Origin of the sequence: Zymomonas mobilis subsp. mobilis ATCC 10988 (assembly GCF_000175255.2) — a bacterium.
In the GTDB taxonomy this organism is placed as follows: Bacteria; Pseudomonadota; Alphaproteobacteria; order Sphingomonadales; family Sphingomonadaceae; genus Zymomonas; species Zymomonas mobilis.
In genome coordinates, this window is the sequence record NC_017262.1 from 593,136 (window position 1) to 607,027 (window position 13,892).

A 13,892-nucleotide genomic window follows, 5' to 3' on the forward strand; every position below is an offset into this window, starting at 1 on the left:
ATGGAAAAATATATCCTTGAAGGTGCAACCGGCAGTTGGGAAATTGTCGTAGGGCTCGAAGTCCACGCACAGGTTATTTCAAAATCCAAACTTTTTTCCGGTGCCGCTACCGCGTTCGGTGCAGAACCGAATTCACAGGTTTCTTTGATTGATGCCGCTATGCCGGGGATGCTTCCGGTGGTAAACCGTGAATGTATCCGTCAGGCTGTCCGCACGGGTCTAGCCATTGGTGCCGTTATCAACCGCGTGTCAAAATTCGACCGTAAAAACTATTTTTACGCCGATTTGCCACAAGGTTACCAGATTTCACAGCTTTATCACCCGATTGTGGGCGAAGGCAGCCTTCTCATCGATGTCGATGGTGAAGAACGCGAAATCGGCATTGAACGCATCCATGTTGAACAGGATGCCGGTAAATTGATGCATGACCAGCATCCCGATAAATCCTATGTCGATTTAAATCGGGCTGGTATTGCCTTGATGGAAATCGTTTCAAAACCGGATATCCGCTCTCCGGCCGAAGCCGGTGCCTATATCCGTAAATTGCGGGCAATCCTGCGTTATGTCGGTTCCTGTGATGGTAACATGGAAGAAGGCTCGATGCGGGCTGATGTCAATGTTTCCGTTCGGAAAGCCGGTGAGCCCTTTGGCACGCGCTGCGAAATCAAAAATGTGAACTCGGTTCGCTTTGTGCAGGCTGCTATTGAATATGAAGCCCGCCGCCAGATTGAAGTCATCGAAGACGGTGGCGAAATCATACAGGAAACCCGCCTGTTCGATCATGACAAGGGCGAAACGCGGTCATTGCGCTCAAAAGAAGACGCACATGATTATCGTTATTTTCCAGATCCTGATCTTCTGCCTTTGGAATTGCCGGAAAGCTTTATTGACGAATGTCGCGAAAGCCTGCCAGAATTACCGGATACCAAACGCCAGCGTTATATTACTCAGCTTAATTTAACGCCTTATACGGCTTCGGTTATCACGGCCGATCATGAAACCGCCGCATGGTTTGAAGCCATGCTGGAATATTTCAAAGCACCCGATGCCAAAATCGCCACGGCTGCCGCTAACTGGCTGACGTCTGATTTGTTCGGTGCCTTGAAAAAATTGGGACGTGATATCACGGATAGTCCGGTTTCTCCGAAACAGGGGGCTGAATTGGTGGGTCTTGTTGCTGATGGCACTTTGTCAGGCAGCCTCGCCAAACAGGTCTTTGAAATCATGCTGGAAAGCGGACAGGATCCAGCGGTTATTGTCGAAGAACGCGGGCTGAAACAAACCAGCGATACCGGCGCTATCGAAGAGGTTATCAACAAAATTCTTGCTGATAATCAGGATAAGGTCGAACAATATCGCAGCGGTAAAGATAAACTTTTCGGCTTCTTCGTCGGTCAGACCATGCGGGCAATGGGCGGTAAAGCCAATCCTGCGGTCGTCAACGAAATCCTGAAAAAGCTGTTATCAGCCTAATCGGTATCTCTCTCTTTCTAACAAAAAGGCCACCGAAATTCGGTGGCCTTTTTTTATAGTTTTTACCGCTTCATTTTAACTTAATGGGTCTAACATAAAGTCATGCGATCCGGTTTCATTCACCAAAAAATGGGCATGTTCCTGTAAATAGTCGATCAAGACTTTTACTTTTCGGGAAATCCTTGGCTTTGCCGGATAATAGAGAACCAAGCCCGATGTCGGCGGACTCCAATCAGCCAACATTCGCACCAAACGCCCGTCCTCAATAAAGCGCTCGACATAGCCATTGACAGTATAGATAACCCCTAACCCATCCAAGGCGGCCTGAACCATAACCGCAAGGTCACCTAAAACCAGACGACCATCAATATTGATCATCAGATTTTCGTTTTTATTGGTGAAATTCCACCGCTGGATAATTTCACCGGATGTCCGGCGGAATTTAATACATTCATGCCCCAGCAAATCTCTGGGATGTCGGGCAATGCCCCGCTTGGCAACATATTCAGGGGATGCGACAACATACCACCGCATCGAAGGGCCGATATTGACGCTCGTTACATCTTTTTCAACAAAACCGCCAAAACGAATACCGGCATCAAATCCATGACTGGAAAGATCAACCATCGTATTATCAATGGCGATTTCCATTTTCATTTCAGGATAGGCTTCAAGAAAATCCCGCAACAAAGGTCGCAAAGCTAACAGATAGCCGGAACGGGGCATAATAAGCCGCAATAAACCGGATGGGGGGCCGCTATCATCACCGACATCGGTCGAAGCACTAATCAATTCATCAACAGCAGGCTGTACCCGCGCCAAAAAACGTGCCCCTGCATCGGTCAAATTAACACTTCTTGTTGTCCGGTGGAACAACATCACGCCCAGCCGCTGTTCTAAAGCGCGGATTGATTGGCTGACAGCAGAAGGAGAAACACCTAGTCTTTGTGCCGCAGAAGAAAAATTCGCCAGTCTGGCTACACAGACAAAAGCGACCAGACCATCAAGCTGATTTTGTCGCATAAAAGTCAAACGCGCCTATTCCTAATTTAAAATATTGCCTTTTATAGCAACAACCAAGCTTCGCTAAAAAAGCTTATCTATTGAAAGACTGCACAACAATCTGAAAATAAATCCAGATCAGTCATATCAAACTATTTTAGCCATAACGATATAACTTTAACCTCACATAACATTTACAGGGCTAAAGTCTAGGAAGCTTTCCATCCTCCCCCAAAAGCGCGGATCAATCCAACCCCTGCTTGCAAACGCTGCGTCTGAATAATCAAGGCCTGACGACGGTTTTGTAATTCCGCGGTCTGGGCAATAACGACTTCCAGATAATTGGCTGCCCCTTCCTTGTAACGGATGGTTGCAAGGTTATTGGCACGCTTTGCGGCGGTAACGGCGAATTCCTGATCGGCATGGGCATTGGCTAACCAATTTGCTAAGGCCATCTGATCTTCAACCTCCTGAAAGGCTTTTAAGACCGTATCCCGATAACTGGCTGCGGTGGCATCGAAATCAGCTCTTGCCTCTTTCACTCTGGCACGTCGCCGCCCGCCTTGGAATAAAGGCAAAACACCCATAGCAGGGCCCAAAGCCCAAAATCCTGATGGCGCGGATAAAAGGCTAGAGGCGGCTGAATCTGACCCACCATTTGCCGAAAGCGAAATTGTCGGGAAAAAAGCCGCAATCGCGGAACCGATCGCGGCATTGGCCGCCGCCATTTGCCGTTCAGCCGAGGCAATATCAGGCCGTCTTTCCAAAAGCTGTGAAGGTGCCGAAACTGGAATAACCGGCGGGGTATTGATCATATCCACCGGTTCGATAGAGAAATTACTGGGCTGCTCACCGATCAGAACAGCAATCGCATGTTCTAACAAAGCGCGATGTGCCATCACCTGCGACAATTCAGACCGCGTAGCAGAAAGCTGCATTCTGGCGCGCTCGACATCGACACCGGAAACCGCCCCACCATCGTGGCGTGCCACGGTTAATTGTAAGGCTCGCATATAGGCAGCGACAGTTTCACGATATAAAGCGGCCTGCGCATCCAAACCGCGAAGCTGCATATAGTTATCGGCTAACTCGGCCTGTAAACTTAACCGAATAGATCCCATATCCGCAGCACTGGCTTCGGCCATTGCCTTACCAGCTTTGACCATATTGCGGATACGCCCCCAAATATCGGCTTCATAACTGATACCGCCCCCAGCAATAGAAGGGCTATAAATATAAGGGCTATAGGTGCTTCCCGGATTTCGAAAGACACGCTGGCGGCTGATGCTGCTATTGACACTGATAGAAGGGAACAGCCCGGAACGGACTTCTTTTACATAGGCCTGCGACCGCTGATACCGCGCCAAGGCCTCGGCCAATTGCGGACTATTCTTTTCAATCCGGTCTTCCAGATCATTCAGATGCGTATCATCAAAAATCTTCCACCAAGCCCCGCGCGGTGCTTCATCGGCAGGCTGTGCCGAAGTCCAAGCTCCCCCTTCTTTATAGGCAACCGGCATGTCCTTGATGTCTTTGGCCGTCGGCTTGTGATAATCTGGTGCAAAAGAGCATCCTGAAACCAAACCGCCCCAAATTACAGTCGTCATCAAGGCGATGATTGAAATTTTTTTCCGAATGTCGCCTTTTACCGTCCTATTTTGAAAAGACGGTAAAAGCAGGAAATTATTCTTATTTTCCATGGGCAGCCCCATCAGCTTTGGCTTGCTTCACATCGGGACTAACCAAATCATTTTCGGCGATATCATCGGCTGGCGCATCAATCACGCGATCACTACGGGAAATACCGCCCGCAATTTCAATCTGCTTACCCAGATCACGCGTAATCTTGATAATATGCAAATGAGCATGATTGTCTTTGTCGATGGTCGCAACCGTCATACCCTGCTGCCGGAAGAGAACCGCGCTCGCCGGAATTCGGACAATATTAGACGGTGTCGGCAGCGTAAATTCTACTTGGGCATAGGAACCGGGTTTCAAAGCATGGTCGGCATTTTCAGCCGCCATCTGAACCAACATCGTGCCACTGGCGGGCGTCACAGCATGGTTGGTTTCAACGAAAGTCGAATGAAAAACACGATCGGGATATTCAGGAAGATGTAAAGCCGCCGTAATACCGGGTTTAATCTCGGCTGCATAGGCCTGCGGCACATTCACATAAACGCGCATTTTATGAATATCGGAAACTGTAAATAACGGCTGCTGGGTATTATTGGTATTGGACGCACCGCCAATAATCAAAGCCCCGATATCCGTAGAACGGCCAGTCACAATCCCATCAAAAGGTGCCAATAACTGTTTAAAGCCAATTAAAGCCCGCAATCTATCGACTTCTGCCGCTGCCTCATGCTCCATCGCTAAACGGGCGGCATAGTTGGCCTTCTTTTCATCCGCTTCCTGCTGCGAAACAGCATCTTCAGCGATCAGCTTTTGCCAACGGTCAGAAGTCGTCTGTGCCAAAGCCCTCTGTGCTGCCGCTGTTGCAAGGCTAGCCTTGGCGGCGGCATATTGCTGATCAAGGTCAGGGGCATCAATCAAACCCAAAATCTGACCAGCTTTCACGGGGGTACCGATATCCGTATACCATGCTTTCAGATAGCCGCTGGTTCGAGCATAGACAGGCGCTTGATACCACGCATTGACCCGCCCTGGTAAAGTCAGGGTAGTCGTTCCAGGTGCTTCAGTCGGAGAAATAATCGAAACACTGGGGACAGATTCACTTTCTGTCCATTTCTTTACCGCATGTTCATTCTGATAACGGCTGTAAATACCGTAACCCGCAACACCGGCCAGCAGACATACCGCAAGAATCCCGATTTTTTTTAACCGACGACTTTCCTGTTTTTCGTGGTTTTGATGTTGGGTCTTTGCGTCCTGCATATCAGGCATAGACTTCTCCATTGGTATCATCGCCTTTATCAGGTTTCTTTATTGTCTCAGAGTGATCGCTTTCCGCGGCTTCCGGAAATTCAATGTCTTTTTTGGGATCATTACGGTGCATTAACGAAAAGAGCGAAGGCACAAAGAACAGGGATGCCGTGGTTGCGACAATCAATCCGCCGACAACAGCCCGTCCTAAAGGCGCATTTTGCTCACCGCCATCACCCAAGCCCAAAGCCATAGGCAACATACCGATAATCATCGCCAAGGCTGTCATCAAGACAGGTCTCAAACGGGTTGCCCCCGCTTCAAGAGCGGCCTGCGCCGAAGTAAAGCCTTCTTCCATCTTTTCACGACAGAAGCTGATAACCAACACCGAGTTTGATGTTGCCACACCCATACACATGATCGCCCCCGTCAAAGCTGGAACCGAAAGCGTCGTTTTCGTCACAAACAGCATCCAGATAATACCCGCCAAAGCGCCGGGCAAAGCGGCAATCACAATAAAAGGATCAAGCCATGACTGGAAGTTGATGACGATCAGCAAATAGATCAGAACAATCGCCCCCAATAAGCCAAAACCCATCCCTTGAAAGGCGGTATTCATTGTCTGATACTGCCCTCGCAAAGTAACCGTGACCCCTTTTGGCTTTTGCTTCTCCATTTCATGGATCACTTTCAAGATGTCATTACTGACAGCCCCCAAATCGCGACCTTGGATAGAACCATAAATCTCGAACAATGAAGCCAGATTATATTGCGACGTCACCGCGCTACTATGGGTTCTGACAATCGGGCCCAAAGCCCCCAGAATTTGAGGTTCAGGCGCGCGCATCCCCTCCCCTGAAATCGGGACATTGCCAAGATGCGCCAGACTATCCACCATATATTCCGGTGTCTGCGCCACAACAGGATAGGAAACGCCATTTTTCGGATCGACCCAGAAAACGGGTGCCAACTGCGAAGAACCAGCCAGCGAAGTTCCCAAGCTATTGGTAACATCCAACTCTTTTAAGCCCAATTGAGCGATACGGGAACGATCGACCTTGACGGTAAATTCAGGATATTTGGAAGATTGCTGAATCCGGCTATCAACCAATCCGGGTATTTTACGGACTTCCCGCAATAAAAGACGGGCATAGCTTTCATCATCAACCGGATTACGTCCCGTAACCTGAATATCAATCGGTGAAGGTGAACCGAAATTCAAAATCTGGGAAACAATATCAGCGGGCAGAAACGCAAAGGTTTCGGCCGGATATTCACGCGGCAATATTTCCCGCAACCGCTTGATATAAGAATCGGTTGGCGCATGATCCTCCGTCAGACTGATCATGATATTCCCGTCCTGCATCCCAATCGAGCCCGTGGCATCATAGGTCGTATTGATCGCACTGGATGAAATACCGATATTATCAACCACCGATCTCAACTGATCGGCAGGGATAATCGAACGTATCCGGTTTTCAATACGGGCAAAAATAGCCGAAGTCTCTTCAATACGCGTCCCGATTGGCGCTCTAACATGAAGCGTAATCGATCCGGTATCAATCGACGGGAAGAAATTCCGTCCCAGAAAAGGCGACAGAGTAAAGGACAGAATAACAAAGCCGTAAAAAGCAACAATAAACAGCCATTTTGCGCGCAATGCCTTTTCCAAAAGATGGACATAGCCAAGGCGCATTTTTTCAAAATGATGCTCGAAACCCTGCTGGAAACGGACAAAGATATTCGACGATTTCACCGCATGTTCGGGGTCATGTTTATGCGGAATCGGCTTCAATAAATACATCGCCAAAGTCGGCACCAAGGTGCGAGACAGCAGGAATGAGGCCAACATCGCAAAGATAACCGACATCCCCATCGGCGCGAACAGGAATCCGGCGATCCCCGGCAAAAAGAACATCGGGACAAAGGGAATACAAATACAAAGCGTTGAAACCAAAGCAGGTGTTGCGATCTGCATCGCCCCGTCAATAATGGCTGGAATAACGTCTTTGCCATGCTCAAGATGCCAGTTGATATTCTCGATCGTGACGGTGCCGTCATCGACCAAGATACCCACAGCCAGCGCCAATCCTCCCAAGGTCATGATATTCAGCGTTTGACCAAAGGCCGAAAGCAATCCCAAAGCTGACATAATCGCCAAAGGAATAGAAATAGCGATGATGACCGTTGACCGCCAAGAACCAAGGAACAACATAATCATCAAGCTGGTCAAAACGGCCGCAATCGCCGCTTCTCTAGCTACCCCAGAAATAGCTTCCTGAACAAAAATCGCCTGATTGGTCAAAGCGTCAACCCGCAAAGTGCTGGGCAAGCCAACCAGCAAGCTCGGAATTTTGGCAAGAATACCCGCCGCCACAGAAACAGTCGAAGCCGAACCATTTTTATACACCGTCAGCAAAACGGAACGTGCGCCATCGACATGGACAACATTCGTCTGCGGAGCGGCACCATCACGCACATGGGCAACATCGCTGACATAAACGGTCGCACCATTCACGGTTTTAATCGGCAAATGGTTAAGCTGCTCGGTAGAACCCGGCACGTTATTGAGGCGGATATTATACTGATAAGGGCCTATTTTGGCGAAACCGGCTGGCGTAATCTGGGTCTGTTGAGCAATGGTATTTGAAATATCTTGAGCGGTTAGACCCTTAGATTGCAAAGCATGGGGATCAACGTCAAATTGTATCTGACGCACACGCCCACCCCAAGGATAAGGGATAGCCGACCCCGGAACAGTAATAAGACCGGCACGTACGGCGTTAAAACTAAGGTCATTCAGCTGCTGTTCGGTTAAACCTTTACCATGAACAGAAAGCTGTAAAATCGGAACGGTGGACGCACTATAATTCAGGATAAGCGGAGGGTTGATCCCTCGCGGCAAAGATCGCAAAACTGTCTGGGCGCTGGCGGTAATCTGGGCATTGGCCAGACGAATATCCGTTCCCGGCTGAAAGAAAATCTTCACAATACCGAAATTGGCAATCGACATCGCTTCCAGATGGTCAATATTATTGACAACCGTTGTCATCGCTCGCTGGTAAGGCGTATTGATCCGGCTTTGGATGTCATCAGGGGACATCCCCTGAAACTGCCAAATGACAGCCACAATCGGGATTTTAATATCAGGAAAAATATCGGTCGGTGTTTTAAAGGCGGATAAAATCCCCACAATAAAAATCATCACCGCCATAACAATAAAAGTATAAGGGCGACGGAGAGCAATGCGTACCAGCGCGAGCATAAGCGGTGTTCCAGATCGTTGATACGGATGTCTGTTTGATTTGCTTTTCTAAAAATCAAACAGAAGCAAAAAATAACGCGTCGTTGTAATTGTTTTACAGCCTATTTATGTCTGATATGCAACGTTAAATTTTCAATTTTAAATGTTAAATTTTTTTAGATCATGCCCAGTCGAATATCATAGCTGGCATTTTCTATTTAGCCCATCCTATAGCATATTTATGCCTTTTAAAGGGCAAAAGCGGCATAATAAAAGGGATAATTCACTATGCCAACGACCTCCCATTCAGGAAAAATGCCCCTAGAAGCGACGGTTATTCCAGTTACGCCTCTACGTCAAAATTGCAGTTTGCTTTATTGCGTAGAAACAATGAAGGGTGCCATCGTTGATCCGGGTGGTGATATCCCTCTCATTCTTGATTCTATCACGAAAAAACAGGTCACGGTTGAAAAGATTCTTATCACCCATGGCCATTTTGACCATTGCGGCGGAGCAGCCGCTCTCAGCCAGATTCTTGGCTGCCCCATTATCGGGCCTCATCCTGATGATCAGTTCTGGATTGACCAAATTCCTGAAAATGCACAACAATATGGCTTTGAAGGTGAAAGTTTTACCCCCGACCAGTGGTTAAAAGACAAAGATGAAATCACGCTTGGAGAAGAACGGCTTTTAGTGCGGCATTGTCCAGGACATACACCGGGGCATGTCGTTTTTTACAACGCTGCTTCACATTTAGCGATTGTTGGTGATGTTCTGTTTCGGAATTCAATAGGGCGCAGTGACTTTGCGGGAGGCGATCATCAAGCCTTAATTCAATCTATCACCGAAAAATTATGGCCGATGGGACGCGAAACCGTCTTTATTCCGGGTCATGGCCGTCCCTCCACTTTCGGGGCAGAAAGGGATCATAACCCCTTTGTGGCAGATTCGGTGCTAGGTCTTATGCCCTGATATAATCAGGGCATCAAAACGACCTAAATTTTATTGCTTCCACGCCCAATAAAGTTGGGCTGGGGGAATATTGATCCATTCCATCTCATGATCGATATCAGAGAAAACGGGATCAAGAAAATTTTTCACCTTAGGTGAAAATTGATAAACCAGAAAAGCCCCCCCTTTTCTCAAAGCCGCGCCGGTTTCATGGGCAATGGTCGCACCAACGCCCTCTGGCAAGGTCGAAAAAGGCAGTCCTGACAAGATATAATCGGCATTATCAAAACCATGGGCTTTGATAATCGAGCGAACATCCGCCGCAGATCCATTCACAGCGATAAAACGCGGATCTTTGATCGTGCTTTTAAGATAGGCAACAAAATCAGGATTGGTGTCTATCGCGATCAAGGTCGCATCCGGTGCCATCCGGCTCAAAACATGGGGACAAAAAGTCCCGACACCTGGGCCATATTCAACAAATAATTTGGTATTGCTCCAGTCGGTTTTAGACAACATCCGGTGAATCAGTTTCTGCGATGACGGAATTATTGATCCCACCATCACCGGATGCTTCAGAAATCCTTGAAAAAATATAGCAAAAGGGTTTGGCCGTTTTTGGGCTTTTTGGCGGCCATGAACCCCTTTCAAGGTATCATCTGCGGAAGATCCTGTCATCGCTACTCCAAAACTTATTGACTATCTTGGGCAGGGCTTGCCCGCAAAGGCCTTTCGTTCGCACAAATTATGCGGGGAAGGCAAGCGTTGCTAGCAATTATTTGTCGAAAATCAGGGGTAAATTTTAAACTTACAGGCAATTATTTTTATCAAAAATAGCTAAGACGAGAAAAAGTAGGACAATATTAAGACTCTTTCCCTAGCAATGCAGCATTAAAAAATCTCTACGGCTCTGCATAGAAATATAAATTGTCACCGTTGTCAGAATAAAAAAAAGGTCGGTCTTAACGACCGACCGTAGTATTAGGAGAGGATGCCTGAAAGGCACTTTCTTAATGAGCGATTCCCAGAAAAAAGGCAATTGCTAAAAAATATCTTGCAATTGCATTTTTTGCAACGACAAATAGGCTAAAATAGCAATGATACCGTAGGACATGCAGAAAATGAAACCATAAGCCCCCCATAATGGCTCTTTTTTTATCCCCAAAAACTTTCATTTTTCATAATAAAGTTAGGAAAAAACACGCATGCGCAGGTTACCGCCCCTAACGGCCATTGAAGCTTTTGTGCAGGTAGCCCGTCTGGGATCAATCAAAGCCGCTGCTGAAGCCCTCTCGCTTTCTTCTCCGGCTCTAAGCCGCCGGATTCAGCAATTAGAAAGATTTGTTAATAGACGGCTTTTTATCAGACAGCATCAGGCCATGCGGCTTAATGGTGACGGGGAAACGCTTTATCATCGTCTAGGGCCCGCGCTCGATATTCTGGCCGAGGCCGTCGAAATCTCGACCAGCGGTGGACATGAATTATTGCGTTTAAGATTAGGAGTTCCGCCCCTTTACGCCTCACAAAAATTGATAAAACGCATCACCCATCTGCGACAACATCACAAAGAACTGCATATTGATGTCGATACCGCTCCTTATGCACTTTCTCGCCTTGGGGAAGGCCTTGATGCCGTGATAACTTTGGCGCGGGATATTGATCCCGCTTTTTATTCTTACAGGCTCGGCTTTAATAAAATCATGCTTTTTGCGGCACCCGAATTTGTTGAAGGGGAAAATGCGCTCAAGCATCCCGAAGATTTAGCGAAAACGACTTTGTTTTTACATCGGGACATGCCGGATAATTTCACAACATGGCGCGAAGCCATCGGCCTTCCTAAATTGGAACCGGCAGCCATCGACTTTTTTGATTCTGGACAATTGATGCTGGATGCCGCCGCTGGGGGTATGGGAATCGCCTGTCTTTTGGATTGTAATTACAAAGGACAATATAAAACGAGCCTAAGACCCATTTTCAGCAGCAATATAGATAGCCCTTATAGCTATTGGTTTGCTTGCCGTCGCGCTTCATTGGGACGGCGACCCGTTCGACTATTTCACGAATGGCTCACTAACCCGCCCAAAGAAGAAACAAGGGCGGGTTAGAAGAGGATAATTATTTATCAGCCGCAATACGGACTTTGATAATCTTACCGGGATTCGCAGGCGGTTCACCCTTCGGCAAAGCGTCAATATGCTCCATCCCTTCGATCACTTCACCCCAAACGCTATATTGGCGATCAAGGAAAGTGGCATCACCAAAGCAGATGAAAAACTGGCTGTTGGCAGAATGCGGATAAGAGGTGCGTGCCATCGAGCAGACACCACGGATATGTTTGGCATCGGAAAATTCAGCCTGAAGATCCGGTTTGTCAGAACCTGACATGCCAGTTCCCGTCGGGTCGCCGCCCTGCGCCATAAAGCCCGGAATAACCCGATGGAAAACAATACCATCATAGAAGCCTTCACGGGTCAGCTCTTTGATGCGCTCGACATGCTTGGGGGCTAAATCAGGACGCAACCGAATCGTTACGTCACCACCATCCACCGTCATAATCAAAAGATTTTCGGGATCATCAGCCATATTCCGGCCTCCTTCATCGAAAAATAACAAGAGCTTTTAGTTAGGCGGTAAGTGATAGAGATGCCAGCCTTTTTCCCTGAGCAAAGAATATGATAAGGGGCTGTCACATAAATCTAAATAACATTGGTTAGAATAAAGGGTCTTTTTATTTTCAACAGAAAGCAGAGCATCCGGCAATCGGGCAGGATAATATCCGAAGGGAGGAAGCGGATATGAAAAAATCGACAATAGACAATGCAGAAACTGCCATGGACGAACAGGAAAAAAACGGCCTTGCGCCCGATCAACCGGATTCTTTGGAAGAAAGAGGATCGTCTATTCCCAATAGTCAGGAAGAAGAAAACCGCCTTGCCTCCGAATTTGTTCGGCAAATTGTCTCACTCATAGAAGAAGGCGATAATCAGGCCGTTTATGACATGGTGGCACCGCTTCATCCTGCGGATATTGCCGAATTATTTGCTCAAGCTCCTGTTGAAATTCGTCGTCCTTTAGCGGCGGCCATCACCGATTTGATGAGTGGTGAAGTCATTTCCGAAATGAACGAATGGGTTCGGGAAGATTTGCTTAAATCCCTAACCGGACAGGAAGTGGCGAATATCATCGCCCAGCTTGATCTTGATGATGCGGTGGTTATCGTCAGCGAGCTGGACGCACAAAAACAGCAAGAAACGTTACAGGCCTTATCTTCCGAAGACAGAGCCGCGATCGAGCGCGCGCTGTCTTTCCCGCTGGAATCTGCGGGACGGATGATGCAACGCAATCTTGTGGCGGTGCATGAGAATATGAGCGTTGGCGATGTCATTCATTATCTGCGCCAAAATGATGATCTGACGACCGATTTTTGGGAAGTCTTTGTCGTTGACCCATCCCATCGACCGATAGGCACCTGTAAATTATCAAAATTACTCCGAATGCCGCGTCATGCCCTGATACAGGATATTATGCAGCCGGAACAAACCCTCATTCCGGTCACCATGGATCAGGAAGAGGTTGCCTTACGTTTCCAAAAATACGGGTTGATATCCGCCGCCGTTGTCGATGAATCCGGCCGCCTTGTCGGTATGATTACGGTTGATGATATTATCCATATCATCAGGGACGAAGCCGATGAAGATATCCTGAAACTTTCCGGTGCCGGTGATGGCGATATCAACGAACCGGTTCTTGATAGTTATAAAAGTCGGGTGCGCTGGTTGATTACCAATCTTGGCACCGCCTTGGTGGCGTCAACCATTATCGGCTTTTTTGAAGGCACCATTGCCCGCATGGTCGAATTGGCAACTCTGATGCCGATTGTCGCCGGTGTCGGCGGCAATGCCGGATCACAAACGATGGCCGTCACCGTTCGCGCCTTGGCAACCAATCAGCTTACCGCTTCCAACTGCGTCCGCTCTATCACTCGTGAATTACGGATTGCATTGTTAAACGGTTTAACCGTGGCTTGTGTCTTGGGGGCTGGCACATGGCTAGTCTTCCATAATGTCTTGCTGACAGAAGTTATCGCCTTAGCCATTATGAGCAATATCATCATTGGCGGATTGGCCGGCGTGTTGGTGCCTCTCACCTTTGACCGCGCAGGCAGCGATCCTGCGGTGGCATCCTCTATTTTTGTGACTATGACAACCGATGCGATGGGCTTCCTTACATTTTTGGGATTGGCCACGGTCAGCGGTCTAACAGGTGCCTAACGCCCGCCCCAAATAGATTCCATTAAAAAAGCAGGTCTCTCATAAAGGGAGCCTGCTTTTTTCAT

Annotated in this window: 10 protein-coding genes; 4 read left to right on the plus strand and 6 right to left on the minus strand. The window is 47.9% G+C overall.

What is annotated here, in order from left to right:
• Positions 1 to 1,473 carry an Asp-tRNA(Asn)/Glu-tRNA(Gln) amidotransferase subunit GatB gene (gatB, locus tag ZMOB_RS02645; RefSeq protein ID WP_012817153.1) on the plus strand — a complete coding sequence of 491 codons (1,473 nt, stop codon included), beginning with the start codon at positions 1 to 3 and terminating at the stop codon, positions 1,471 to 1,473.
• Between the two features lie 75 nt (positions 1,474 to 1,548).
• Here gatB and ZMOB_RS02650 read toward each other — a convergent pair whose 3' ends face one another.
• The 4 genes from ZMOB_RS02650 to ZMOB_RS02665 all read right to left on the minus strand — a co-directional run bounded on the left by ZMOB_RS02650 (position 1,549) and on the right by ZMOB_RS02665 (position 8,626).
• Positions 1,549 to 2,496 carry a LysR family transcriptional regulator gene (locus ZMOB_RS02650; RefSeq protein ID WP_014500560.1) on the minus strand — a complete coding sequence of 316 codons (948 nt, stop codon included), beginning with the start codon at positions 2,494 to 2,496 and terminating at the stop codon, positions 1,549 to 1,551.
• Positions 2,497 to 2,684: 188 nt separating this feature from the next.
• Positions 2,685 to 4,175, minus strand: coding sequence for an efflux transporter outer membrane subunit (locus tag ZMOB_RS02655; protein WP_011240655.1), 1,491 nt, complete (start codon positions 4,173 to 4,175; stop codon positions 2,685 to 2,687).
• Positions 4,165 to 5,382: an efflux RND transporter periplasmic adaptor subunit gene (locus ZMOB_RS02660; protein ID WP_011240654.1), complete on the minus strand. Its 1,218-nt coding sequence runs from the start codon at positions 5,380 to 5,382 to the stop codon at positions 4,165 to 4,167. The genes ZMOB_RS02655 and ZMOB_RS02660 overlap by 11 nt, the downstream gene beginning before the upstream one ends.
• A complete protein-coding gene (locus ZMOB_RS02665; RefSeq protein ID WP_014500562.1) occupies positions 5,375 to 8,626 on the minus strand; it encodes an efflux RND transporter permease subunit in 3,252 nt (1,083 codons plus the stop codon). The genes ZMOB_RS02660 and ZMOB_RS02665 overlap by 8 nt, the downstream gene beginning before the upstream one ends.
• A 267-nt stretch (positions 8,627 to 8,893) precedes the next feature.
• Here ZMOB_RS02665 and ZMOB_RS02670 point away from each other — a divergent pair, with 267 nt between their 5' ends.
• Entirely contained in the window at positions 8,894 to 9,577 is a 684-nt protein-coding gene (locus ZMOB_RS02670) for an MBL fold metallo-hydrolase (protein WP_011240652.1), read from the plus strand.
• A 30-nt stretch (positions 9,578 to 9,607) separates the two neighbouring features.
• On the opposite strand, the gene ZMOB_RS02675 is transcribed toward ZMOB_RS02670, so the two are convergent.
• On the minus strand, positions 9,608 to 10,234 hold the full coding sequence (locus tag ZMOB_RS02675; protein WP_011240651.1) for a class I SAM-dependent methyltransferase: 627 nt from the start codon (positions 10,232 to 10,234) through the stop codon (positions 9,608 to 9,610).
• Between the two features lie 527 nt (positions 10,235 to 10,761).
• On the opposite strand from ZMOB_RS02675, the gene ZMOB_RS02680 reads away from it, so the two are divergent.
• Entirely contained in the window at positions 10,762 to 11,661 is a 900-nt protein-coding gene (locus tag ZMOB_RS02680) for a LysR family transcriptional regulator (RefSeq protein WP_011240650.1), read from the plus strand.
• A gap of 10 nt (positions 11,662 to 11,671) precedes the next feature.
• Here the strand turns inward: ZMOB_RS02680 and ZMOB_RS02685 are convergent, their stop codons facing one another.
• A complete protein-coding gene (locus tag ZMOB_RS02685) occupies positions 11,672 to 12,139 on the minus strand; it encodes a peptidylprolyl isomerase (protein WP_014500563.1) in 468 nt (155 codons plus the stop codon).
• 212 nt (positions 12,140 to 12,351) lie between these two features.
• Here ZMOB_RS02685 and mgtE point away from each other — a divergent pair, with 212 nt between their 5' ends.
• Entirely contained in the window at positions 12,352 to 13,827 is a 1,476-nt protein-coding gene (gene mgtE / locus ZMOB_RS02690) for a magnesium transporter (RefSeq protein WP_011240648.1), read from the plus strand.
• Positions 13,828 to 13,892 lie beyond the last annotated feature (65 nt).

What these genes read in the sequence shown, in the direction of transcription:
- gatB (WP_012817153.1), top strand. Translation starts at nt 1, where the DNA reads ATGGAAAAATATATCCTTGAAGGTGCAACCGGCAGTTGGGAAATTGTC.
- ZMOB_RS02650 (WP_014500560.1), bottom strand. Translation starts at nt 2,496, where the DNA reads ATGCGACAAAATCAGCTTGATGGTCTGGTCGCTTTTGTCTGTGTAGCC.
- ZMOB_RS02655 (WP_011240655.1), bottom strand. Translation starts at nt 4,175, where the DNA reads ATGGAAAATAAGAATAATTTCCTGCTTTTACCGTCTTTTCAAAATAGG.
- ZMOB_RS02660 (WP_011240654.1), bottom strand. Translation starts at nt 5,382, where the DNA reads ATGCCTGATATGCAGGACGCAAAGACCCAACATCAAAACCACGAAAAA.
- ZMOB_RS02665 (WP_014500562.1), bottom strand. Translation starts at nt 8,626, where the DNA reads ATGCTCGCGCTGGTACGCATTGCTCTCCGTCGCCCTTATACTTTTATT.
- ZMOB_RS02670 (WP_011240652.1), top strand. Translation starts at nt 8,894, where the DNA reads ATGCCAACGACCTCCCATTCAGGAAAAATGCCCCTAGAAGCGACGGTT.
- ZMOB_RS02675 (WP_011240651.1), bottom strand. Translation starts at nt 10,234, where the DNA reads ATGACAGGATCTTCCGCAGATGATACCTTGAAAGGGGTTCATGGCCGC.
- ZMOB_RS02680 (WP_011240650.1), top strand. Translation starts at nt 10,762, where the DNA reads ATGCGCAGGTTACCGCCCCTAACGGCCATTGAAGCTTTTGTGCAGGTA.
- ZMOB_RS02685 (WP_014500563.1), bottom strand. Translation starts at nt 12,139, where the DNA reads ATGGCTGATGATCCCGAAAATCTTTTGATTATGACGGTGGATGGTGGT.
- mgtE (WP_011240648.1), top strand. Translation starts at nt 12,352, where the DNA reads ATGAAAAAATCGACAATAGACAATGCAGAAACTGCCATGGACGAACAG.